26 protein-coding genes are annotated in these 23918 nt (G+C 56.2%); 15 read left to right on the top strand and 11 right to left on the bottom strand.

Features of this window, described 5'->3' with window-relative positions:
• Positions 1-31: 31 nt before the first annotated feature.
• From M5G26_RS08290 to M5G26_RS08280, 3 genes are read right to left on the bottom strand one after another with little or no spacing between them, the layout of a single operon-like run.
• Positions 32-616 carry a glutathione S-transferase gene (locus tag M5G26_RS08290; RefSeq protein ID WP_273914982.1) on the bottom strand — a complete coding sequence of 195 codons (585 nt, stop codon included), beginning with the start codon at positions 614-616 and terminating at the stop codon, positions 32-34.
• On the bottom strand, positions 613-4254 hold the full coding sequence (locus tag M5G26_RS08285; protein WP_273914981.1) for an SbcC/MukB-like Walker B domain-containing protein: 3642 nt from the start codon (positions 4252-4254) through the stop codon (positions 613-615). Before M5G26_RS08285 ends, M5G26_RS08290 begins: the two co-directional genes overlap by 4 nt.
• On the bottom strand, positions 4251-5495 hold the full coding sequence (locus tag M5G26_RS08280; protein WP_134173666.1) for an exonuclease SbcCD subunit D C-terminal domain-containing protein: 1245 nt from the start codon (positions 5493-5495) through the stop codon (positions 4251-4253). Before M5G26_RS08280 ends, M5G26_RS08285 begins: the two co-directional genes overlap by 4 nt.
• 270 nt (positions 5496-5765) lie before the next feature.
• On the opposite strand from M5G26_RS08280, the gene M5G26_RS08275 reads away from it, so the two are divergent.
• From M5G26_RS08275 to M5G26_RS08205, 15 genes are all read left to right on the top strand, one after another.
• Positions 5766-6263: a hypothetical protein gene (locus tag M5G26_RS08275; RefSeq protein ID WP_273914980.1), complete on the top strand. Its 498-nt coding sequence runs from the start codon at positions 5766-5768 to the stop codon at positions 6261-6263.
• A gap of 152 nt (positions 6264-6415) precedes the next feature.
• Entirely contained in the window at positions 6416-6880 is a 465-nt protein-coding gene (locus tag M5G26_RS08270; protein WP_273914979.1) for a hypothetical protein, read from the top strand.
• Between the two features lie 487 nt (positions 6881-7367).
• Positions 7368-7790, top strand: coding sequence for a hypothetical protein (locus M5G26_RS08265; RefSeq protein WP_273914978.1), 423 nt, complete (start codon positions 7368-7370; stop codon positions 7788-7790).
• 134 nt (positions 7791-7924) lie between these two features.
• The gene (locus M5G26_RS08260; RefSeq protein ID WP_273914977.1) at positions 7925-8164 is read left to right on the top strand and encodes a hypothetical protein; all 240 of its coding nucleotides are present in this window, start codon (positions 7925-7927) and stop codon (positions 8162-8164) included.
• Positions 8165-8289: 125 nt separating this feature from the next.
• Complete coding sequence (locus tag M5G26_RS08255; RefSeq protein ID WP_273914976.1) at positions 8290-8631, top strand: hypothetical protein; 342 nt, start codon at positions 8290-8292, stop codon at positions 8629-8631.
• A gap of 78 nt (positions 8632-8709) precedes the next feature.
• Entirely contained in the window at positions 8710-9123 is a 414-nt protein-coding gene (locus M5G26_RS08250) for a hypothetical protein (protein WP_273914975.1), read from the top strand.
• 178 nt (positions 9124-9301) lie between these two features.
• Complete coding sequence (locus M5G26_RS08245; RefSeq protein ID WP_273914974.1) at positions 9302-9805, top strand: hypothetical protein; 504 nt, start codon at positions 9302-9304, stop codon at positions 9803-9805.
• A 27-nt stretch (positions 9806-9832) separates the two neighbouring features.
• Positions 9833-10186, top strand: coding sequence for a hypothetical protein (locus M5G26_RS08240; RefSeq protein ID WP_443218376.1), 354 nt, complete (start codon positions 9833-9835; stop codon positions 10184-10186).
• A 61-nt stretch (positions 10187-10247) separates the two neighbouring features.
• Positions 10248-10616: a hypothetical protein gene (locus M5G26_RS08235; RefSeq protein ID WP_273914973.1), complete on the top strand. Its 369-nt coding sequence runs from the start codon at positions 10248-10250 to the stop codon at positions 10614-10616.
• 23 nt (positions 10617-10639) lie between these two features.
• Positions 10640-11038 carry a hypothetical protein gene (locus tag M5G26_RS08230; RefSeq protein ID WP_273914972.1) on the top strand — a complete coding sequence of 133 codons (399 nt, stop codon included), beginning with the start codon at positions 10640-10642 and terminating at the stop codon, positions 11036-11038.
• Positions 11039-11138: 100 nt separating this feature from the next.
• A complete protein-coding gene (locus M5G26_RS08225) occupies positions 11139-11549 on the top strand; it encodes a hypothetical protein (RefSeq protein ID WP_273914971.1) in 411 nt (136 codons plus the stop codon).
• A 257-nt stretch (positions 11550-11806) separates the two neighbouring features.
• Positions 11807-12109 carry a hypothetical protein gene (locus M5G26_RS08220; protein WP_273914970.1) on the top strand — a complete coding sequence of 101 codons (303 nt, stop codon included), beginning with the start codon at positions 11807-11809 and terminating at the stop codon, positions 12107-12109.
• A 166-nt stretch (positions 12110-12275) separates the two neighbouring features.
• Positions 12276-12716, top strand: a complete 441-nt coding sequence (locus tag M5G26_RS08215; RefSeq protein WP_134173639.1) for a hypothetical protein — start codon at positions 12276-12278, stop codon at positions 12714-12716.
• Between the two features lie 201 nt (positions 12717-12917).
• Positions 12918-13109 (top strand): hypothetical protein, encoded by a 192-nt coding sequence (locus tag M5G26_RS08210; protein WP_095122876.1) that lies wholly within the window; start codon positions 12918-12920, stop codon positions 13107-13109.
• Between the two features lie 115 nt (positions 13110-13224).
• A complete protein-coding gene (locus M5G26_RS08205; protein WP_134174381.1) occupies positions 13225-13527 on the top strand; it encodes a hypothetical protein in 303 nt (100 codons plus the stop codon).
• A gap of 112 nt (positions 13528-13639) precedes the next feature.
• Here M5G26_RS08205 and M5G26_RS08200 read toward each other — a convergent pair whose 3' ends face one another.
• The 8 genes from M5G26_RS08200 to M5G26_RS08165 form a co-directional block, all read right to left on the bottom strand.
• Positions 13640-15277, bottom strand: a complete 1638-nt coding sequence (locus tag M5G26_RS08200; protein WP_273914969.1) for a BatD family protein — start codon at positions 15275-15277, stop codon at positions 13640-13642.
• A complete protein-coding gene (locus M5G26_RS08195; protein ID WP_150693628.1) occupies positions 15274-17013 on the bottom strand; it encodes a tetratricopeptide repeat protein in 1740 nt (579 codons plus the stop codon). Before M5G26_RS08195 ends, M5G26_RS08200 begins: the two co-directional genes overlap by 4 nt.
• The gene (locus M5G26_RS08190) at positions 17010-18089 is read right to left on the bottom strand and encodes a vWA domain-containing protein (protein WP_123449026.1); all 1080 of its coding nucleotides are present in this window, start codon (positions 18087-18089) and stop codon (positions 17010-17012) included. The genes M5G26_RS08195 and M5G26_RS08190 overlap by 4 nt, the downstream gene beginning before the upstream one ends.
• Complete coding sequence (locus M5G26_RS08185; protein WP_095050116.1) at positions 18082-18579, bottom strand: DUF4381 domain-containing protein; 498 nt, start codon at positions 18577-18579, stop codon at positions 18082-18084. The genes M5G26_RS08190 and M5G26_RS08185 overlap by 8 nt, the downstream gene beginning before the upstream one ends.
• The gene (locus M5G26_RS08180) at positions 18576-19520 is read right to left on the bottom strand and encodes a DUF58 domain-containing protein (protein WP_038369285.1); all 945 of its coding nucleotides are present in this window, start codon (positions 19518-19520) and stop codon (positions 18576-18578) included. Before M5G26_RS08180 ends, M5G26_RS08185 begins: the two co-directional genes overlap by 4 nt.
• Before the next feature lie 5 nt (positions 19521-19525).
• Entirely contained in the window at positions 19526-20485 is a 960-nt protein-coding gene (locus M5G26_RS08175; RefSeq protein WP_007913915.1) for an AAA family ATPase, read from the bottom strand.
• Between the two features lie 128 nt (positions 20486-20613).
• Positions 20614-22323: an ATP-binding cassette domain-containing protein gene (locus M5G26_RS08170; RefSeq protein WP_186624267.1), complete on the bottom strand. Its 1710-nt coding sequence runs from the start codon at positions 22321-22323 to the stop codon at positions 20614-20616.
• A gap of 27 nt (positions 22324-22350) precedes the next feature.
• A complete protein-coding gene (locus M5G26_RS08165) occupies positions 22351-23538 on the bottom strand; it encodes a YcaO-like family protein (protein WP_273914967.1) in 1188 nt (395 codons plus the stop codon).
• Positions 23539-23918 lie beyond the last annotated feature (380 nt).

Below are 23918 nucleotides of genomic sequence, written 5' to 3'. Positions count from 1 at the left end.
AGATCGCAGCCTTCGGCAGCTCCTACATGAGTTACTTCTTCATGATCGAAGTGAAAAGGTCGGACTCGAGGAAACGCTGCAACCAGGCCTGTAAGCGAACATAGGGCGTCTGCGCAAACCACTTACGATCAACATGCGCAAACTGCCGAACAAACGGCAGCAATGCCACATCCGCCAGGCTCGCATGGTCGGTCAGTAAGTAATCGCGATCGGTCAGCAGTTCATCCAGACTCTGCAAGAACAACGCCCCCTCAGCCCGATAAACCTCCATCGGCTGCTCGGGGTAGCGCTCGGCGTATTTGTAGCGATTCAACTGCACCTTGAACCCCTGATCATTCGCTTCGATCAGTTCGGCAATCCGTGAATCACCCGCCAGCAACCAATCATCCGGATCATTCTGCGCCAGCGCCCAGCGCATGATCTCCAAGCTCTCATCAATCACCCGACCCTCCGCATCCAGCACTGGCACCGTGCCCTTGGGCGAGATCGCCAGCATCTCGGCCGGTTTGGCCTTGAGGCTGACTTCAATGATCTCCACCGGTACACCCGAATAGCGCAACGCCATCCGCGCCCGCATCGCGTACGGGCAGCGGCGGAAGGAATACAGCGTGTTCATTTCACCTCCAGCGTGCTCAAACCATTGCCCTGACGCTGTACCTGAATCTGCACCGGGATCCGCTCGTGCATTTCCTGTACGTGGGAAATCACCGCGACCTTGCGACCCTGCGCCTGCAAGCCATCGAGCGCATCCATCGCCAGTTGCAGCGATTCCGGATCGAGGCTGCCAAAGCCTTCATCGATAAACAGCGATTCGATTTTCAGCGTGCTCGACGCCATCGATGCCAGGCCCAACGCCAGCGCCAGCGACACCAGGAACGTCTCGCCGCCAGACAACGAATGCACCGAACGCAGCTCATCGCCCATTTCCGTGTCCATCACCAGCAGGCCGAGCATGCTGCCGCCGCGTTTCAAGCGATAGCGTTTGACCAGTTGGCGCAGTTGCACATTGGCGTGATGCACCAGCAAATCCAGGTTGTAGGCCTGGGCGATCTTGCGGAAGGTGTCGCCGGTGGCCGAGCCGATCAAGGCACTCAGTCGCGCCCAGCGCTGATACTCGGCATACGCTGCGGCGATCTGCTGCGCCAGCGCCTGATTGGCGTTCTGCCGGCGCTGATCTTCGACCTGTTCCGCTCGCAGTTCGGCGCACTGTTGCTCGCTGACAGTGAACTGGTTTTGCAGGTCGGTGAGGGCGCTGGCGAGCTGCTCGGCATCAAGGTTGCCGTTGTGCTGCGCCTGATGATCGAGCAACAAGCGGTCACGCTCCTGCAACAACACCTTGGCTTGTTCGATGGCTTTTTCATTGTGTTGCAGACGCTGACGCAGCTCGGCGACTTGCGCATCGTCGACCCGCAGCAGGTCTTCGAGGCCACCGTCATCCAGCTCCGGATGGCGGGCGCGCCAGTCGGCAATCTTGCTGGCCAGATCCTGGTCTTCGCTTTCCAGCGCCTGCAAACGTTCCTGCTGCGCCTTGAGTTCGGCGGCGATCTGCACGAGTTGCGTGCGCACGCTTTGCAGTTCCTGCGCGGTGCCGGTTTCGGCATTGCGCGCCTGCTCAACCGCTTGCTCAAGCTGCTGCTGCCAGTGCTCGGCGCTGCTGTGCTCGCCAAGCAATTGCGCGAGTTTCTGCTGGCAGGTGAGCTGCTGCTCGGTCAGCGACGTGAATTGCTGATCGGCGCTGAGCAACTGCTGTGCACGGGTCTGTTGGCGGTCCTGTTCTTTCTCCAGCGTCTGTTGCCGCTGTTGTTGCTCGGCCTGTTCTTCCTTGTGCTGTTCGACCTGCGCGAGACGTTCGGCGATCTGCCGGTCAAGCTGCAGGAACGTTGCCGCCGGCTCCTGGCGCAGGGCTTCAAGGGTGTCGGTCGGCAGCAGATTGCCGAACGCGGTCAGTTCTTCGTCGAGGCGCTGACGGTCGCTGCTCAGCTCGCGCTGCTGATTGCTCAGATGCTGCGCCGCTTGCTGATGCGCGGTTTCGGCCTGACGCAATTGCTGGGTCAGACGCGCGGCGTCCTGTTGCAGGGTGAGCAGGGCGCTTTGGCGTTGTTCGTCCTGAGTGATGCTCTGGTTCAGTTGCTCGTTTTGCCGGGCGAGCCAGGCATCGCGCTTGTCGGCGTCCTGATTGAACAACTGCGCGGACAGCGGATGCGCGTCGAGGCTCGGCGCCAACGCTTGCTGCTGGGCGGTCAGTTGTTCTTGCTGTTGCAGCAGTTCTTTCTGCTGAGCAATGACGCCACCGACTTCGGCGCGCAGCTCGACGAGTTTTTCCTTGAGCTGATCGACCACTTGCTGGGCGTTAGCCTGCTCGCTTTCGTCGTGGCGACCGAGGCTTTGCAGCAGCGCTTCAGGCTGATGATACGGGTGCTCGTTGCTGCCGCAGACCGGGCATGGTTGGTCGTCCTGCAACTGCGCGCGCAACTCTTCGACACTGGCACTGCGCGCCAGCCGCTGTCGCTCAAGCAGTTCGCGGGTGACGTTGAGGGTTTGCTCGGCAACGGTCAGGTCGGCTTTGGTTTTCACGCCGTCCTGAGTCAGGCGTTCGCGTTCCTGCTGGGCGCTGAGCTGGCGCTGTTGCAACTCGGCGCTGCGCTTGTCCAGATCCTGTTGTGTGGCCCACAGGCGCGACAGGTCTTCGAAGGCGCGCAGTTGTTTGCGATTGTCCTGCAGCAGCGTGCCGAGGATACCGATCTGCTCGGCGACGGCATCCGGTTCGGCGCCGGCTTCTTTGAACAGCACTTCCAATTGCTGCTTTTGCGTGGTCAGTTCTTCAGCGCTGCGGGTGGCGTTTCCTTCAAGGCTCGCCAGTTCGGCCTGGCCTTTGATCAAGCGGTTGCCGATCAGCATCAGCTGTTGCAGGCGATCGCGGTAGGCATTCCACGCGTCACTCAGCGGCGCCAGATGAGCACTTTGCTCAAGCTCGGCAGCGATGCGTTGCAAGCGTTCGGCGACCTGGGTCTGTTTTTCCAGCAAGGCTTGAATGGCATTCTGGCCCTCGGTGCAAGCCTGCTGCGCATTGAGCTTGGCTTCGGCACTTTGCGCGACATCCCTGGCCAGACGCGCGAGGGTGCTTTGTTCTTCAAAGGCCTGACGCAACAGCGGCGCGTTTTCCGACTGGCGCTGCTGCGCTTCGCTCAAAGCGAGTTTCGCCGCGTCGAGGTTTTGCTCCAGTTGCGTCTGACGCTCAGTCAGTTCGGAGTGTTGCTGCGTGTGCGCGGTGATTTGCGCGGCCAATGGCGTCAGCAGGACATCGAGTTCGGTTTTGCGCGCGAACTGATGCCGTTGTGGGCCGAGCTGCTCCAGGCGCGTCAGTTTCACCCGCTCGCCGGCCAGACTTTCCGATTGCTGTTGAGCGCTGTGCAGTTGCTCGGCGGCGGCTTGCTGCGCGTCTTGCAACACACGCAAATCCTTGAGCCAGCTGTGCTGTTGCTCAAGTTGTTTGAGCTGCGCCTGCTGCAACTTCATTTGCTGTTGTGCAGCATTGAAACGCTCATCCAGTTCGGCCCGGGCTTCGGGCGCCAACGGGGTCACGCCGGTAGCCTGATCCAGCAACAGCTTGTGCGCTTCGCGGGCCTCTTTGGTCTTGTCGAAAGCACGGCGGCCGAGGCGGGTGTACAGCGCGGTGTCGGTGAGTTTCTCCAGCAGTTCGCTGCGGTCGTTGTCGTCAGCCTTGAGGAACGCGCTGAACTCACTCTGGGCCAGCAGCACGGCGCGGGTGAACTGTTCGAAGTTCAGGCCGAGTGCGGCTTCCAGTTGAGTTTTATATTCGCCTTTCTGGCTGGCGAGCAGTTGATCCTGATCGATGTCGCGCAGGCTCTGCCGGCTGGCCTGCAACTTGCCGCCGGCCTTCTCGCGGGCGCGGTTGGCTTCCCAGCGCGCCCGGTAGCGGCGGCCATCGACACCGACGAAATCCACTTCGGCATAACCTTCGCCGGTACCGCGACGCAGCAGAGTACGCGGGTCGCCAGTGGCAATTTCGCCGTCGGCATCCGGGACTTTGGCGTCACGGCCAGTGTTGTTCAGACGCGGCACCGCGCCAAACAACGCCAGACACAAGGCGTCGAGCAGGGTGCTTTTACCGGCGCCGGTCGGACCGGTAATCGCAAACAAACCTGCACTGGCCAACGGCTCAGCGGTGAAATCAATCTCGAACGGCCCGGCCAGCGAGGCGAGGTTCTTCAAGCGAATGGCGAGAATCTTCATGGCTGCTCGCCCTCCAGTTGTACGTCTTGCAGCAGTTCGGCGAAGTCCTTCAGTGTTTGCTCGTCGACTTCACTGCCGTAGTTGTCGAGCCAGGCGCGGCTGAACAGTTCTTGCGGGGTGAGCTGGTCGAGTTCGATCAGCGCGGTACCGTCCTCGTTGCCGTCCGCGCCACGGTTGCCAGCGTATTCGGCGGCGATGCGCACCAGGCGCACGGCTTTGCCTTGCAGAGCGCTTTCGACTTGATGGCGCAGATCCGGCTGCGGCTCGTCGAGGGTTACCCGCACTTCGAGCCACGGCTGGCGTTGGGTTTCGGCGAGCAGATCGATGTTCGGCAGGTCGGCCAGTTGCAGCAGGATTTCGGCCAGCGGTGCCGGCCCGATGCGTTGCAGATTGACCGAGCGCGGGATCAGTTTCGGCTCGACGCTGACCAGGGTTTCGCCGTCGAGGGTGACGTCGAGAATCTGGTGCTGATAGCCGATCTCCGAGAACGACAACGGAATCGGCGAACCGCTGTAGCGAATGCGTTCTTCACCGTTGACCTTCTGCGGCTTGTGCAAATGGCCGAGGGCGACGTAACTGATGCTCGGGCCGAACAGGCTGGCAGGCAGGGCTTCGGCGTTACCGATGATCAGGCTGCGTTCGGAGTCTTCCGACACGGAGCCGCCGGCCATGTGCGCGTGGCTGATGGCGATCAGCGCCTGACCGGGTTTGCGCTTGGCGTTGGCTGCTTCGATCAGCCATTCGTGCACCTGACCGATACCGCGCAAATAGTTGTCGCCCAGATGCGCGCCGGTCACCTCCGCCGGACGCAGGAACGGCAGCGCCAGGCACCACGCGGCGACTTCGCCGGTTTTATCCGGCAACGGCAGCAGCAGGCGTTCGGCATCCAGTTGCCCGTCATCCAGCCACAACACCCGACCCAGCGCATGGGTGCGCAAGCGGCGCATCAGCGGCGCGGGCAACTCGATCCGTGAGCCGGAATCGTGGTTGCCGGCAATCATCACGATGGTCAGCAACGGCTGCTGCTCGTGGGCGCTGACGATGAAATCGTAGAGGCGTTCCTGGGCTTTGACCGGTGGGTTGACCGTGTCGAAGATGTCCCCGGCAATCAGCAGCACATCCGGCTGCGCCAGTTGCAGTTGGCGCAGCAGCCATTCGAGAAAACAGGCGTGCTCGAAATCGCGCTCCTGGCCGTGCAGGTTTTGCCCAAGGTGCCAGTCGGAGGTGTGGAACAGACGCAAGGTGGACTCCGCAACATTTAAAGAGGTGATGGCCGCGAGGAAATGAAGGGCGGCGAAAGAGGGGAGAGTTTACAGATTATTGCGGTGCGAGGGCTTGTCCGGACGGGACGTAGCCGGGCATTTCGACGAATCCCTTCATTGACGACCCAACGGCGGTTACCTACCATTGAGCCACTATATTGATATCATTTTGAGGTCGAACAATCCGTCGGGCTTCTACCTCCGCGCCACGATAGCTCACACAGCGATATAGAGTTTGGAGCAAGTGCAATGAAACGGGTCAATTCGATACCTTCTGTTACTGACACCCAAGCGTATTGTTCCTGGAAAAAACAATGGTCTGGCCAAGAAGATCTGGATGTTCATTCGTACATCTTTGATCAATGCAGGCCCGACCATGTTTTGATGTTCTCCACTATGCTCTTCCCTGACTTTGTGGTAGCCGAGGGTGGTGTATTTTTAGGACGAAATTTTTCAGACGAAGTGTTTGACAGGTGTTTTGCCCTTGCCTCCGGTGATCTTTCAAAGACTGAGCAGTTATTGAATGTTGTGAGGATCTATGACGTTTTTGGTCAGGGTGCCCGTGATGTTTCGGATGATGTTTTTCTTCAATTGTGCAATGTGATTGGTTTTTCGTGGCGCATGGTGCTGAAAGAGAAGTTTCCAGAGAAGATCTTCTGTGTAGAGGTGTCGAACTCAGAGCAGAACTATGGCCCGGATATTACTTTCTACCAGGTTGGGCCACTGAGTTTGGGATCCGGAAAATGAGACGTCAGGACTTGGAGCAAGAGGCGGATTTTTATGGGACTTCGAGAAAACTCTCGTCTTTGGATGAGTGGCATCTATCCGTGCGCTATACACCCGTGCAGCACCTGGTGCTTGGCGGAGTGGCGGAGTGGCGTGAGGCTTGAGGGAAGTGTGTGAAACTTAACAGTGAAATGGAGCAAATGCTCGCTCGTGCGGGACGTGCTTCTCTGAACGGCGAGTTGGCGGATATCGCAAGGTCCGGTTTCGTGGAACGGGATGGCTGTGTTTTTCTGGCGAGTCTGGAAAGCGTCCAGAAGCATGTAAGCCTAAAGAATTTCCTAGATAGAACGGGTTATGAATGTTTCGTAAATTCGATCCATGCCGATGATTATGTAAACGCTGATTTTTTGGCATGCGCGTGCTCCTACCTGTCTTTAGTGTTTGAGGCGTGGAACAAGTCATGTATGCCGGGAGTTCTGCAGGGAGTCATTTCGGGTGACGAATTCGATGCGACGGTGAAGTTTCATCTGCTGCGCCCAGGGGAAACCTGGCTGAGCGATGACCTTGAGGGGTATGAGGACGCAATGCTTACCGTTGAATCGAGTGACAAGGGGTTTCTTGAGGCATACGGAGTATGAATAGCTAACGACGGCATGGGAGCTCGAATAGTTGGAAGCCCAGCCAGAATTGGCAGCCAGCTTTCTGGGTTACGTGGAGACGATGGCCAAATTTGCGAGTGGCTGGATCCGGCGGGGGAATATGGATTGGCCTACGAATTTTTGGTATCCCTGCTCGAGAGTTTTGACTTAAAACTGTCCGGCAACGATGTAATAAAATTGTTAGAAGTGGGGCTTTATTTTGGTTTCAAGTTCGAAGGTGAGGAAAGCTTGTCCAAGGTGTGAGCAGGACTACATCGCGCATGTCCGAATCAAGGCTACTGGCACAGAGCTGTTTCTGTGCCCGGAATGTGATGCGACCTGGTTTGGAGTGGAGGCTATCGGGGTCGAGCCTTACTTTGACTATGAGACCTATGTGAAAAGTCTCGGTCTTTCAACTTTCTGGGGGGAGTTGGAGATTCTTTCGGAAACGGTGGTAATCGATCAATAACTCGAAAGGTTTTAATGAATGAGCATTGATTTTGACTTGCTCGGCCCTCGAGACCTTGGGCTGATTCGCGCAGGTATGACCCGTGACGAGTCGAGGTCGGCCCTTGAAAGCCCCTTTGACGAGTTTTTGAAAAGTCCGTATTCCGCAGTCCCGACCGACGCATACGATGATTTGGGACTTCATGTCTACTTCGATGATGCCTTGATGGTCGTCGGTGTAGAATTTTTGAAATGGTCCCAATTCACCTGGCGCGGTCAGCGATTGGAAGGTGAAGAGGTACTTGTCGTTCAGCAGTTCCTGACAGGACAAGGTGAATTTCTGGTTTTCAATAACTCAGGCTTCAACGTGGAGCGTTTGGGACTGCGGTTCTACGCACCTGATATCGGTGAGGAGGACGCCATCGTCGAGGCTGTTCATGTGGACTTTACCGGCGTCGACTGAGCAACTCCGGGGACGCGCTGACTGCAACCATGGGAGAGGAAGCGGTTATTGGATAAATGGGAAAGACCACGTTTAAATAAAAGTGATCTGTCGCCGGTTCTGTAAATAATTATTCGGGTCAGGTGGGAGTGCGCATGATGGGCTGCGAATGGTTTGTAATCGAGCAGTTCTATTCGCCGGGCGAATATGAGCGTTTTTGGGTTTGGATCAATCATCAAGTAGACGGTGGGGCTGCGGAACGCGTTCCGGTAACAGACAGCTTCGCCGGTCCGGGGTTTGATGAGTTTTGGTACAAATGCACCGACAGCGCAGTGGTCTGGCGTTTGGTTGCGCCCGATCCTCCTTTTCGTGGGTATTGGGCGCCGCTTGATTGAAACCCTTTTATAACGTTGGCCTTTACGTTCGGTTCATGTGGGTTAAACGGAGGCAGATAACGTTTGAACCGGGCGTTGTCCCGGTTCTATCTAAAAATACCCGTGTGCAAAAAGAGAACGTTGAGATGAATGATTTCGAGTCGGTTAAAAACCTTATCATCCAATTGGTGAAAGAAAAGACCGGTGATTTTGATGGCGATAGCTGGGAGGCTGATTACAAACTGAACTGGGAGTCCGAGTTGGCGGAAAGGCTTGAGATTGCTCTTTTCAGTATGTCTAAAATGGCCTCCGCCAGGGAGAGTGGCGATGATGTCATGTTGGCGGCGGCGCTGGTGCATTCTCGGATGAACTTCATGGATCTCGCGAATTTTTTCAGGGACATCTTTGACGATCTGGATGCGCTGCTCGTAAAACCAGTTTGGCCAGATATTCCTGAAGGGTTTGATTACGGAAAAAGCGCGAATTAACGGGCAGTGCGGTTTATTCTAAGGGGATTCGCGCACAACGGTTTTTCTGTCTATGAACCTTACGTATCGGATGCATTCATGGAACTGAGGTTTTTTCATCAATCGGCCGGTCCTCACCCTGTTTTGGGCGAGGTCTTTTATGACATGGCGCAAGTGAGTCCGGGGCAGGCGGGGGCTCAACGCTATGAGCTTTATGTTTGCAGCACGCTGGAGGCCGTTGCTCAAACCCCGGCAAGTTGTGATCGGCTGCTTCGGTATCTGGCGTCGGTATTAGATGGCACAGAGCAATCAATTTGTGCGGGTGGAAACGACGTTGTTTTGAATATTGATACAACTGGTGTGCAGGTTGACATATCAATCAACGACGACTGGATCGGTCAGCCAGAAAGCAAATTCACATTGCAGGAATGGCAAAAAATTCTTGAGAATTGGAAATACTTTTTGGAGTTACCAAAGGGTTCTGATGAGATTGTGCTGGTCAAACTGCTGTAGAGAATGTTGGACCCTACAAACTATGGGTAAGGGGGACAGTCCACGTTTAAATAAACGTGGACTGTCCGCGGGTCTGCTCCCAATTTTTGTCCAGCTTTCGTGTCAGTCAGCAAGAAATCAACTGATCAAAAAACGCTGAGTAAGGCCTGCCACACTCGCAAGAAAAAGGAAGATTGTGTTGACCAATAGATACGCAGTTGTTGTGGAATCAGGATCTGACTTGCCTGATAGAGAGATTCTGGTCAGTCGGGCATGGGGCGACGTTCCCGTCTCCTACATCCAGGATCAAGAGGCGTTTAACGACTGCAGTTTTCTCGATTTAAAAGTCAATAAATGGGAACTCAACAGGGAATGGAGCGCTAAGCAGAACAGCGAACTCTGCATAAGAATTGAAAAGCTTAAAGGGGCTGCGCTCGATGACTTTCTACATAGAGACGGCTCTCTTTGGCCTGTCGATTTGGCAGAAAAAACGCTCATGATTATTGAGTTGGACGAGGGCGGGAGTGCGCTGGACCGTTGTCTGTTGCTGCGTTTGGTGTCGGTTTTTATGGGGCAGTTCAAGGTCTACAGATGGTCTGACGGTATCGAAGAGGTGAGTGAAGAAATTGCCGCTTCGTTACCGGCTCAACAGGCTGTTCTAGAGCGATTGATCAGATGCGAACAGGCTGTCAGCGGCGAGTAACGTGAAGAATTTGGTTAAAGAGGGAATATGAGTGGCTCTGATGAAACTCCGCCTTTGCTCTGTCCCGAGGGTTTAAGAGTGATCACTGAAGATATAAAGATCGTCCAGGAAATTTTCCAATTGGTCGAAGCAGGCATCGTCCATGGCTATGACGCGTTCCGATATGGTGTGGAGCTCGGAGAGGGCTACATAGAAACGGAATTGGCCGTCGAGAAAGACGGGGCTGATGACTGGAATGCCGAAACTGACATAAACGGAGCGAAAATTCTCCGTCTGGTCGACCAGTTGCAGGCAAGCGCCATCAAGCGTGGCGAACCCTGGAAGTCTTTCGTTCTCTCCTACCGCGAAGGTGAACAAGTGAAAACGAAATTCAACTACTGATTTGATCATGTACGTGTTCTGTCCCGGTCTTATTGCGAGCGGAAACTGCTGGAGAATGGAAATGCGGGTTGAAAGCTTGTTCAATCAGGCCCGAGGAATGGTTAAAGGGCTTTTTTTTCACGCGATGGATGAGCTCGGGTTTCGTCCGGAGCAAGCTTTTGCCTATGCTCAGGATGAGCTGGAGCGCTTGATGCGCAAAGACGCACCTGGTCCGAATGCAATCCTGCAGACGGCCATTTATATGGAAGGTAACCGACGAGGCCTGAAGTTGTCGAAAGACAGCCCTTACGCGGTTGATATGTTGGATATTTTGATCGACACGTACAATCAGTGCAGTGTTGAGAGGCTTGTTGAGGCTGGGGTCGATGACGAGGAACTGAGAGCCATTCAGTTGGACATGGACACAGTGCGCAAGGTGTTTCTTTCTTAAGAGAAACGGCGAGTACAACAACGATGTTTATCAAGTTTGATAAGTTTATAGAGATGTTCGCTGATGAGGAGTATCCAAAGGACTATTGGTCTGACGTCGCCATAATCAGCGCCTCCGAAATGCTGGATGGCTTTTCTGAGGGTGATTGGCTGGATCTCTTCGCAGTTGTAGACAGTAAATGCGATTTTTGGGCGTTGCGGCTGTGTGAGACGCTGGGAGATTCCCCGGATGAAAGAGCACTGCTCGTATTGTTGAAGATGAGCTCACGCAATGGCAGCGTGATTTACGCTGCACTGGAATCCATCAGATCGTTGATCAGTCTTGGCCTCGATGTGTCGACGTATGCGGATCAGATCAATGCTGCGACTGAACGTGCGCAGCATGTGACGGGTAAAGTGGGTTTGATTTCGGCTTTCCTATAGGTCTGAAAGGCGCAGATGAGGCTGTGTTAGTCCAACTGACATAGAAAATGTTGACCCTCAGCGTACGAACTGAGGAGTAGTCGTAAATTCCAAGGCATTTATGGAACTGAAATTTTATCAAACCGCCGGCGGTACCTACCCCGAACGACAGTTGTTTCACGCGATCGTTGAAGTGAATTCTGATCAACAAGACGCTGAACGCTATCAGCTTTATGTGTGCAGCGTTCTTGATGCCATCGCACAAGTTCCGGAGGATTGTGATCGTCTGCTGGCAGCTATTTCATCGGTAGAGGCGGGCGTGCAAGCTTCAATCACTGACGGGGGAAACGATGTTCTGTTGAATATGAGTGCCGAGGGAGTACAGGTCGATATTCTGGTCAACGATGATTGGACTGGACAGCCGCAAAGCTGGTTTACGTTGCAGGAGTGGAGGAAAGTTCTGGAGCAATGGAAGTGGCTTCTCGAATTGCCGGATGGTACTGACGAGGTCGTGATACTGAGATTGTCATAGGTCATCACTGAAACGGAAGAAAGGGGCTGAGATTAGAATCGGTAAGCATTTGATGAGCAGTCGGTACGCTGTTGTGTTAGGTCGAGGAAGTTATAAATAGGAAAGACCACGTTTGGAAAGTACTCCGAAAACGTAGTCTGTCCCCGTTTTACAGGGTCAGTCCGTCCTGACGCGATGAGAGTTACTTACATAATTGATGGGAAGGCTAAAACCGTACTCTTTAAAAACGAGCCCCATCAAATTTCGCAGGTTATATAGTGATTACTGAAGATATAAAAATCGTCCAGGAAATCTTCCAGGAAGTCGAAGCCGGTATCGTCCATGGCTACGATGCATTCAGCTACGGTGTGGAGTTGGGTGAGGGATACATTGAGACGGAGCTGGGTGTTGAGAAGGACGGAGTGGAGGACTGGAACGTCGAGACCGATATGAATGACGCGAAAATTCTGCGTCTTGTAGGCGAATTACAGGCCAACGCACACAAGCGTGGAGAACCATGGAAGTCATTTGTCATGTCTTATCGCGAAGGCGAGCAAGTGAAAACGAAATTCCAGTATTGATTCGAGATGCCACATTGTGGCGTCCCGGGATTGCAGCAGGCGGCACTTGCCGCCTGCTGTCGTTTACCTGACAGGTACAGATAGACTGCCCTCGGACGGAGGATAATGGGACAGACCACGTTTAAATAAACGTGGTCTGTCTTGAGGGGTCAAAGGTCTTTGATTTATGACAGTTGAAAATGAAGAAGGCCATCTCCTGACTGTTATTGCTGAAATTGGCGTCTTGGAGTGGCAAAAGTATCAACAGCGTTTTCCAAGAGTAAGGGTTGGGAATGAAATGCAGCGGGAGGATCATTCTGCGCTGCCACCCTTCATCGCTTTCAGATTTGAGTGTATTAGAAAGTTTGATATCGACAAGTTGAAGGCCGCCGTGGAAGGCTACAAGGGGGCTTTATCATGGTCGATTGTTGGCCGGTCACGCGAAGGGCTACCCGGGATTAACTGGATGATTGCACCTTCAAGGATGTGGGCGGTGGGTGAATGTGCTCTGCAAGCAAACATGACGGCTGCGGTCTATTTGTCCATTCATGAACCTTTACTTGGTCCAGTGGCATACGAGGATTTAATTGGACTGACGGAACATGTTCGTGCTGTGTTCGATCACTGAGGATAACGGGACAAGGATGACGGGACAGACCTCTTTTAAAAAAACGTGGACTGTCCCTGAGGGGGGCTTTTGTGGGTGTGACTCCAAAATCGCCATAAGGCAAAACTTGAACAGAAAAAGGACACTTCAGTAGCCATGCCAAAATTTGCTTGTGTATGCGGTCACGTCATTAACCTGTCTCAAGGGACGTCCGAGTGTGAAATGTCTCTGGTCGCTGAACAGAAGATAGATGAAATTGGCTATGCGCTGTCAAATCGCTGGCTGTCTGAAGACGAATTCTACGAAGCGATAGACCAAGGGGCTGTTACGGTTTATCGATGCCAGCAGTGCGGGCGGCTGCACGTGGACCAAGGTGGTGGACAGTTTTCTTCCTATATAAAGGAAGTGAATTAGTTGCACGGGATTGGGCGATTGAAGTTGACGGGATGTCGAGGCCAACTGTGTCGAGCTTTCCGCGCACACTTAGAAGAGGGGATGAATGGAACAATAAATTTCCGGAGGTGAGAGAGTGATTGCTGAAGATTTTGAACTTGTGGCAACCATTTTTCAGCTGGTTGAGGCCGGAATTGTTCAGGGTTATGACGCCTTTCGATACCGCGTTGAATGGGGGGGTAACTATATGGAAGCAGACCTCGCTGTTGAAAAAAATGGTTCAGAAATCTGGGATGCTGAAACTGATTTCAATCATTCGAAAATCTATGCGCTTGTAGAAAAATTACACGAGCATGCAGTCGCTCGCGGTGAGCCCTGGAAGGCATTTGTTCTCTCCTATCGCGAAGGCGAACAAGTGAAAACGAAATTCGACTATTGATTCCGATTGTCTTCAGCCTTTTATCCCTAAAGCAAAATCGAAAGATCGCAGCCTTCGGCAGCGCCTACACATACCCTCTGTAGGAGTTGCCGAAGGCTGCGATCTTTTGCTTTTACTTCGGATAAAGCGGCGGCAACCCGCTATCACCCACCGGATCCTGCACCCGTTCCGCCGCCGGAATCGTGCGGATCGCCCGCCACAAATCCTCACCCTGCCAATGCTGCCCCGTCTCGCTGTACAGCGCACCATTCAACCCATCCAGCGCATCCGACAACGGCACAAACCGCGCTGCCATGTCCGCCAGTGTCTCCGGCTGCTGACGCGCCCACGCATCCAGTGCCTGCCGTGTCGCCTGCGGATCATTCGCCTGGCTCGCGCGTTTGATGTCATCCATCAACGTGCGTGGGCTCGGGCCGGTTTGGGCTGCGCGATGCACCGCCGGTTGCCAGCGTGCGCGCCACCACAGGCCGAAGCCGAGCAGGGTGGTGCAGGCGAGGATCAGGGTGCTGAGTTTCCACCACCACAACACTTCGTTATCGACGGCGCTCACTTGCAGGTTGCCGGCCGGGGTGTCGACTTGCAGGCTCGGGTTGTTGGCCACTTGCAGGGTGCGTGCGGGCAGGCTGCTGTGTTCAAGGTGATCTTCGAAGGTGTTCCACCAGACCACGTCCACCGTCGGCAAGTCGATGGCGCCGCTGCGACTCGGCACCAAGGCTTCGCGTTCTTCGCGGCTGCCGACGATGCCCCGGTCGGTGCTTTGGTTGCTCAGCACCGGTTGATCGGGGTAGCGGCGCAGGCCGTTGACGTCGGTGGCGGGCAGCGCCGGCAGTTGCGAGGCGGCCAGGCCTTCGACTTTCAATGTCAGGCTGCGGGTCAGGGAATCGCCAACCTGAGTGTGTTCCGGTTCCGGGTTCCAGCTTTCGCTGAGGCTCAGACTGCGCGCGGGCAGCCACGGCGCATCGACCGGATAGGTCAGGGGTTTGGGTTTGACCGTCAGGGGGATTTCAGCAGAACTGACGCGCATCAGTTTGCCCGGCTTTGGCCCCTGCGCATTGGCGTCCTGAGACGGCTGCGTGTCGACCAGTGTGGCGCTGAAGGTCTGCGGCGCGATGGTCAGCAAACCGCTGTGCTGCGGGTAGATCGCATAGCGCATTTCGATCACGCCATGGCGCACACCGTTGAGGTCTTTTTCGTAGGTACGCGTGTCGCCAAGCTGTTCGATGCGCGCATCGGCGATTTGCAGCGGCGTCAGGCTGCTGTCGTCGTACAGCGACACCGAGTGGTAGATGCGCAACGTCAGGATCGCCTGCGCCTGCACATACACGCTGGACTGATCGAGGCTGGCCTCGATGAACACCGGATCAAGGCTGTTCTGGTTCTCGCGGGTGTCGCTTTCGACCACTTGCACGGTAATCGGCTGGCTCTGCGCGTCGCCCAGTTGCAGCGGCGGGATCACTACGCTGCCGTTCTCCTTCGGTAGTAGGGTGATGATCCAGCGCGTGGTTGCGCGGTTGTCGCCATTTAGGGTGTTGAGCTGGTTGACCTGCCGCGTGCCGCGCACTTCGAACAACGCTTCCAGTGCGGTCAAATCGGGTTTGCCGAACTGGGTGACGTCGCTGGTTTCGAGGGTGAGTTCGACCGTCTCGCCGGAGTTCAGGCGACTGCGATCCACGCTGGCCGTCAGCTCGGCCGCCTGGGCGGTGGCCGTGCAGAGCAGCAGGGGCAGCAAGAGAGCGGTGAAGCGGGTCATCGAGTGTTTTCCTGATCCTGATGTTGTTGCTGTTCGTACCAGAATTTGCGTCGCAGCAGTTCGCCCGGGTCGTCGGGGATCTTGCCCAGCCATTGTTCCAGGGCCTGGCGTTGCTCGCCTTCGAGGTTGTCTTCACTCGGGCGCAACGTCGGCACGGTGTCCGTTTGTTCTTCCTCGTCGCTGCCGGGAATTTCGTTGGGGCCTGGCTGCGGCGGCGTGGTCGGTGGCGGTTCGCTGGCCGATTCGCTCGGTTGCGCTTCGCTCAGGGTTTCACTTTTTACCGCCGGTGGCGGCGTGGTCGCGGGCGCTGGTTCGTCGCCCGGCAGACTTTGCTGCTCACTCGGTTTGGTGTCCGGCTCGGCGGGCGGCGGTGTGTTTTTCTGCTTGAGCAGGTTTTCCACCAGCGCTTTGTTGGTCTGCGCCGGGCGCAAATCCGGTTGCAGTTCCAGTGCCTGTTCATAGGCGTCGATTGCCGCTTCCAGCTCACCGCTTTTCGCCAGCGCGTTGCCACGATTGTAGTGGGCGCGGGCATCGCTGCCTTCGGCAAAGCGCTGGGCGGCGCCACTGTAGTCGCCGGCTTCGTACAACGCCACCCCTTGCCATTGGTGATCGTCAAAATGCTGCGCGGCTTCGGCCGGGCGCTTCTGTTTGAGCAGGTGCAGGCCCTGTTGATCCGGGCGCAGCCATAAATCCTCGAAGTCGAAAGCGTAGCTCGGCTGTGGCAAGCAAAACAGCAACGGCAGGCAGAACAACCAGCCGCGGCGCCCGGCGCAGGCGGCGAGCAGCAACAGCGGCAACAGCAGCCAGTAACCTTGGTCGGCCCAGGTATCGAGGCGCACGGTCTGGCCGTCGTCGCGCAGGCTGCGCGGGCCGTTGAGCAGGCCCAGCGCGCCAAGATCTGCTTCGTCGAGGCGGGCAGGGTGGTATTCGCCGCCGACGCTATTGAGGAATGCGCTCAGGCCCGGACTGTCGAGTTGCGGCACGCGAATCGCGCCCTGTTCGTCCTTGAGGAAACTGCCGTCCTCTTGAGCGATTGGCGCACCTTCGGCGGTGCCGACGCCGAGCATCAACAACTGCGCAGATTGTCCGCTGAGGGCGCGGCGAATGCCTTGGCGTTCTTCTTCGTTCAATGACGAGCCGATCAACAAAATCCGTCCCTGACCGAGCGCGCCCTGTTTCAACAGGGCCAGCGCTTTGTTCACCGCCAGATCGGCACGATGGCCGCTTTCCGGCATCAACGACGGTTTCAGGGCATCGAGCAAATTACGACTGGTCGCCAGGTCATCCGACAGCGGTACCAGCGTGTGCGCGCTGCCGGCATAGACGACGATCGCGGTCTGCGCATCGCTGCGTGCCTGCAGCAGATCGAAGAGCTTGCGCCGCGCCTGTTCCAGCCGCGTCGGTGGCGAGTCAGTGGCGAGCATTTCCGGGGTCAGTTCCAGTACCACCACCAACGGATCGGCGGGTTTCTGGCTGGTCTGTTCGACGCGCTCCCAACTCGGCCCGAGCAGCGCCAGAACCGTCAGCAGCCATGCCACGCCGAGGGCGATCCACGGCAGTTTGCTGTCGCGACCATTGCCGCCGCTGAGCAGGGTGGCATGAAACGCCGGCGGCAAAATCATCTGCCAGCGCCCGGCGCGTTTCTGTCGGTGCCAGAGTTGCCAGATCAGCCAGCCCAGCAGCGGCAGCAACAGCAACCACCACGGACGGAACCAGTGCGGCCAGAGCGCAATCATCGGCGCCTCCGCAAACGCAGGCGCTTGAGGCGCTCGCGCCAGTCAGGCAACGGACTTTGCAGATACAGCTCCTTGCTGAACAGGCGTTGCAGCGGGTTATCCGGCCACAATTCACGGGCGACCAATAATAGGCTCAGCCACAACGCCAGCGCCAAAGGCCAGTGATACAACGCTTGCGCCGGGCGGGCCTGAGTCGGTTGCTGGGTCACCGGTTCGAGTTGATCGAGGGTGTCTTTGATCGCTTGCAGTTCTTTGCCGTCGTGGGCACGGAAATACTGACCACCGGTGACTTCGGCGATGGCTTTGAGCGCCGGCTCGTCGAGATCCAGACTCGGATTGACGCCGAGCAGGCCGGTCGAACCGCTGTCCTCAGGGTTGGCGCCAATGCCGATCGGGTAGATTTTTACGCCTTCGCTCGCAGCGAGTTTTGCCGCCGTCAGCGGATCGATTTCACCACCGTTGTTGGCACCGTCAGTGACCAGAATCAGCACGCGACTTTGCGCCGGGCGCATACGCAGGCGTTTCAGTGCCAGACCGATGGCATCACCGATGGCGGTGTTCTTGCCTGCAATGCCGATGCGCGCTTCGTCGAGCCAGACGCGCACGGTGTGGCGATCAAAGGTCAGCGGCGCTTGCAGATACGCTTGGCTGCCGAAGAGGATCAGGCCGACACGGTCGCCATCGCGACTTTCGAGGAAATCACCGAGCAGATGCTGCACCAGCGTCAGCCGACTGACTTCTTCGTCCTGCCACTGCATATCGGGGAAATCCATCGAGCCGGACACGTCCACCGCCACCAGCAGATCACGCCCACTGGCAGCAATCGGTAGTGGTTCGCCGAGCCATTGCGGGCGCGCGGCGGCGGTCAGCAGTAACAGCCACAAGAGCATGAACGGCGCCTGTTGACGCCACGCGGGCAGGTTGGCGCGAGCGCGACGGCGGGCGAGGCCTTCCAGATCGGCGAGGAAACTCACTTTCAGGGCTGGCTCGCCACTGTCGGCGACCGGCAGCACCAGACGCATCAGCCACGGCAGCGGCACCAGCACAAAGATCCACGGCCAGGCGAACTCAAACATGTTTGCGAATCCACGTGTCGACAGCCTGGGTCAGGCCGGCGATGGCTTTGTCGTCGAGTTTGCATTCCGGTTTGTAAGCGCCTTCGACCAGCACCATCCAGCGCGTCAGGCCCGCCGCTGGGCAGCGGTTATCGAGGAATGCTAGCCATTTACGCCCGTTGAGGGTGTGGCTCTGGCTGTAGGGGTAGTGGTTGCGGCACAGGCGTTTGAGCAGGCCGTTGAGTTGTTGCAGCCAGGCTCCGGCCGGGGCGCCGTCGTAGGGTTTGGGCATTTGTGCGAGTTCGGCGAGGGCGGCGATGCGCACCGGGTCGAGCGGCTGTTCAGCCCGCACGATCGGGCGTTTTTTCATCGGAATGAAACGACGCAGGCGCCACACGGCGAAACCCAGCAGCGGCAGCAACAGAAGCAGCAGCCACCAGCCCGGTGCCGGCGGCCAGAAGGCAATCGGTGGCGGCGAGATCAGCGGTTGCAGTTGTTCGAGGCCGTTCATCGACCTTTCCCCGGACGCTGCGGATTGAGGAATTCGCGCATTTGCTCGACCATTTCACTTTGCGTGCTCAGCGGCATCAGCAACACCCGCAGCTTCTGCGCGAGCAGTTCCCAGCGAGCGATGCGTGCTTCGGCTTGAGCGCGGTAAGTCTGGCGCAGCTCGAAATTCAGAGTGTCGAGTTCGAGTTGTGCGCCGCGTTCGGCGAATCTGAGCAGGCCGGCAGCGGGGAGGGCGTGATCGAGTGGATCGGAAATCGGCAGCATCAACAGATCGCAATGGCGCGACAACAGACTCAGTTGCTGCTCGGCGCTGTCGGACAGGGCGCGCTCGTCGCAGATGACAATCACCAGACTGCCCGGGCGCAGCACTTCGCGGGCACGGCGCAGGGCCACGCCAAACGCATCACGATCCGGCTCTCGCTCGCTGTGCAGCGACTGATTGACCTTGACCAGACGGTTGAGCAGTTGCAGCAGGCTCTGTTTGCTGCGCCGTGGTTTGATTTCGTAGTGTTCGTTGTCGCCGAACACCAGCCCGCCAACCCGGTCATTGTGACCAAGCGCGGCCCAGCCAATCAGCGCCGCCACTTGCGCTGCCAGCACCGATTTGAACATCAGCCCGGAACCGAAAAACAGCCGCGTACTTTGCTCGACCATAATGAAAATCGGCCGCTCGCGTTCTTCATGGAACAGCTTGGTGTGCGGCTCTTGCGTGCGTGCGGTGACGCGCCAGTCGATGGTGCGCACATCGTCGCCGGCCTGATAGACCCGCACCTGATCGAAGTCGACGCCACGGCCACGGAATTTCGAGTGATGCAGGCCGATCAGCGGGCTGCGCTGGCTCGGCGTGGAAAACAGCTGCACCTCGCGCACACGGTGACGCATCTCGATCAGCTCGGCGAGGCTGACGCGGATGCCCGGTTCGGACGGCAGGGGGGCGTTCATGGGGGTCAAGCGACGGCTACGACGTCGAGAATCCGCTGCACCACCCGATCCTGATCGATGCCGGCGGCTTCGGCTTCAAACGACAAAATGATGCGGTGACGCAACACATCGAACAGCACCGCCTGAATGTCTTCCGGGCTGACGAAGTCGCGACCGGCCAGCCAGGCGTGGGCGCGGGCGCAGCGGTCGAGGGCGATCGAACCGCGCGGGCTGGCGCCGTAAGCGATCCACTCGGCCATTTCCGGATCGAACTTGGCCGGGTTGCGCGTGGCCATGACCAGTTGCACCAGGTATTCCTCAACGGCGTCGGCCATGTACAGACCGAGGATTTCCTTGCGTGCGGCAAAGATCGCCTGCTGGCTGACGCGGCGTTCGGGTTTGGTTTCACCGTTCAACGCTTCGCCACGGGCCTGCTGGAGGATGCGGCGTTCGACGGCGGCGTCCGGGAAACCGATTTTCACGTGCATCAGGAAACGATCGAGCTGGGCTTCCGGCAGCGGATACGTGCCTTCCTGCTCGATCGGGTTTTGCGTGGCCATTACCAGAAACAGCGGCGACAGCTCGTAAGTGCTGCGACCGACACTGACCTGACGCTCGGCCATGGCTTCGAGCAGCGCCGATTGCACCTTGGCCGGGGCGCGGTTGATTTCGTCCGCCAGCACCAGGTTGTGGAAGATCGGCCCTTGCTGGAACACGAAACTGCCGGTTTCCGGACGATAGATTTCGGTGCCGGTGATGTCGGCCGGCAGCAGGTCAGGGGTGAACTGGATGCGATGGAACTGAGCTTCGATGCCCTCGGCGAGTTCTTTGATCGCCTTGGTCTTGGCCAGACCCGGAGCGCCCTCGACCAGCATGTGGCCGTCGGCGAGCAGGGCGATGAGCAAACGCTCGATGAGTTTTTCCTGGCCGAGAATCTGCGTTGAAAGAAAGGTTCGCAGCGCCAGCAGCGCTTCACGATGTTCCATCGGTGACTGTTCCTGGAAAGGGGTGGCCACGCGCGTTCGGATAACGCCGGGGCTGGGGGCGTTACTTTAATCCATCGCGGGGGGTGGCGACTAACGGCATTTTGCAGAAAGGACCTTTTAACGCCCTTTTATTGGTTAACGGTTTGAAGGTCACTTAGCAGCCGTTTGATCGATGCTCTGTCCACCAGATCATGCCAGGGGCCATCTTCAATGATTTCGCCATTATGCATAACAATGACCCGGTCGAAGCGGTGTAGATGGCTGACATCGTGCGTTACGCAAATCAGACCTTGGCCGGCAAACGTCTCGAACAGCAACTCCCAAACCGGTGCGGCGAGCTTCGGCTCTATTGATGCGCTCGGTTCGTCAAAAAGGTTGAATTTACCCGGCCGGTTAATCAGTCGCAGCAGCGTCAGGCGTTTGGCTTCACCGCCGGAAATGTTGGCGGCATTTTCGTTGATGTCGCGCCCGCTGACGATCTCTTCAAGCTGTAAACGCTGGATGGCGCTGCGCAAATGCAGCGAAGGATTAACACCAAACAAAACTGACCTGTCGAAGGTGCCCTCCAGGAATTGCGGGGATTGAGGGCAGTAACGCAGTACTTGCAGATGGCTCTGAGCGTTCAAGCGATCAACGGGTATATCGTCAATGTTCAGTTGGCTCCTTACCGAAGCGTTCAGTCCGGCTAGCGCTTCGAGCAAGGTGGATTTGCCTGCGCCGCTAGGGCCGGTGATCGCGACCGATTGCCTTTGTTTGAAGTCAATCAGGTTTGCGATGGATAGCCGGACGGCGCCATTGTCGGTGATGACGCAGGGTTTGAGCCGTAACGTTGATTCGTCCTGTTGGGTCACTTCGCCTCTACGACCTTCATTATCAAAATCGGCTGTTTTGAGCAGTTGCTGGAGACGGCGTTGATCCGCTAAAAACTGATCCAGCACTCGATAGCCTTCGGTCAAGGCTGTGATGTTCAGCAGGAACGTACTGGCGATGGAAAAGATCGCGACCAATTGCCCGACGCTAATGCTCGCGGCCCCCGACAATTGATCGACAACCCCCCAACTTAACAATCCTCCTGTGGAAAGACTGATAAACAAGATCTTTGCCCCGCTTAACAATCCACCGGATCCCGCGACGGTTACCGCCGCTTCGGCATATTGGTTGAAGGCTCTGTTCAAGGGTTGCAGTGCGGTCTGCTCGGCGCGCTCCAGTTTTATCGATTTGCCTGCCTTCAAGGTGTTGAACAGGATCGCGCTCAGTTCATCTTCCTGCTCATTCACGGCATCAATATGTTTTCTGCGCCACCTGATGATTCGATGGGTGGCAAAAAGGTAAAGCACTCCAAGGCTCGCCATCGCGCAAAAGACCCAGGTGCCGCCCATGTACCAAAATGCGGCGGCAATGATCAGGAACTCCAGACACAGTGGAAAGCCCACCGTGACAAAGAACGTCAGCAGTTGCTCGTGGGCGGTGATTCCGCGCTCTACCGATTTGATGAAGTGACCGATGCGCCAAGTGCTGAATCGAGAGAATTCTTTTCCTATCAATTGCGCCATCCATGTAATGGACGCGTTCATTACAATCCGCTGGACGAGTTTCGAAAGAAGTAGTGTCTGCAGAGGTGCAATTATCGCCTGAGCGCATCCGGCCAAGACAAAGGCCGCTGTAAAGAAAAGTAGCGTGTTGAGCGTGGTGTGATCTGCGTTACTGAGCGAATCGACAATGGCACCCAGTAACAATGGCGGCGCAAGGGCTAGAAGCTTTAGCGAAATAATGGCGGTGATTGTTGTGATCAATAGCAGTCGATGCTTTTTGCAAGCTGTTCTGATGAGTGTCCGCATGGAGAAACTGCCTGTTGGTCGTTTTAATTAATTGCCAGGGCGCTTGGTGTTATTTAGCAGTATGTGCTGTGGAGCTACCAACTGGCCTTTTCTGATTATGTTGAACCTGTCGAGGCCGGGTATGTATATCTGGGTGACGATGTTTGTGTTGGCGTACTGTGCGACAGTTCTATGGAAAATTGCTTTGCCGACGCTTTTCAAGTTTCGTTGCAGTAATGCTATTTGCTGTGCAACGGTGCTTGTTTGGCTTTCTGAGGTGGGTTCAAAGGTTCTAAGCTTCAGGTTTTTCAACGGAGAAAAGTCTATTAAGTTTTTTAAGGCGTCAGAGGTTGAAAGCATGTCAAAAGCCTTGCGGTCAGAAGTTTCTTCACTGATACCATATAGCGTGCTTGACTGGAACTGTTCCGTGACTGCTCTTTGTACAGCGATGCAGATATCCAATGAGCAGCCCGAACCGATGGGGGAAATATGCAAGTCGCCTGGCCCCATCTTAGGGAAAGCAACCGAAAAATAGACACCGGATTCATCTTTGATAACGATGATTTGCAACTTGCTTGCAGCCTCTAAAGCATATGGGCGATGCAGCAATGCTTCAGCAAGTAATGCTTTTGAAGGTGTATAAAGGTCCATTGCCGGTCGTATTGCGCAAACGGCAAGAAAAAACTGCGATAACAAGTGTCGTTCTATTACCTCAAGAGTGCCGTGCAGCAGCGCTTCGGCTTTGGTACAGCCGAAAGCAATTCCTGAGTTAGAGGCGTAGCGGCTTAAAAATCGGGTTTCCCGAGAACCTGTGTTGTTATTTTCGGCAGTTGGATGGAGGAGGGCGCATGGCACAAATAGTTCGCGCTTGTCATCAAGGGCTGTAAGCCTAAAACATTCAACAAGTTCGTTAGTGCTTGGCAAACTTGCAAGTATGCCGTCGCATTGAGCATCGCGCTGAACTGCAATCGAATCGCAGCTAATTCGTGATCGCTGCGACTGTCGGCAGTGGAAGGTGCCGTAGTGTTCAAGGCTCTCGGCCATCGCTCCGATAAGGGCATCAGGTCCCTTGCCTGCTCCAGACTCAATCAGTTTTTCGTCTTTGTCGTAAAGTTCAGCGATTGCAACCAGATCACCTTCGCCGACATAGCGGACAATTGCTCTAAGCTCTAGCGCCTGGATGGAACAGGTTATTTCATTCAGAGCTCTGCTGGGTGTTATTTCACGCTCGAACATAGCTTGCCTCATTAAATTTAAATGCCGAAAGACAAGCTTTCGGCATGTGCGCTGGTTGGTGCATCCAATCAGCGGGTTAATGAAGCGAAGAAGTTCAGTTCGGTCGCAAGGAAACCTTCTGAATGACCTGTAGCCTGCGGCAAATCATCGAAGGTGTTTATTTCAGAGCGTTTTTTACCCATGGTATTAACTCCATTTGATCTTGGATTTTCGATGCTGTTCTATCAGTACCGAACCTGCGAGATAGTTCGCAGGTGGGATAATTAATAGCAATGAGCGCGCGACCAGGCAATCAGATATCGGTGTAGGACTTCCGATGATTGTGTAGGGCGGTTCTTGTCGGGAAGTAGGATGAAACTTTACTCGGGTAAACGTGCAAG

Origin of the sequence: Pseudomonas sp. TNT2022 ID642, assembly GCF_028656995.1 — a bacterium.
In the GTDB taxonomy this organism is placed as follows: Bacteria; Pseudomonadota; Gammaproteobacteria; order Pseudomonadales; family Pseudomonadaceae; genus Aquipseudomonas.
The sequence above is the reverse complement of the archived record's forward strand: the minus strand, read 5'-3'. Positions and strand labels throughout refer to the sequence as shown.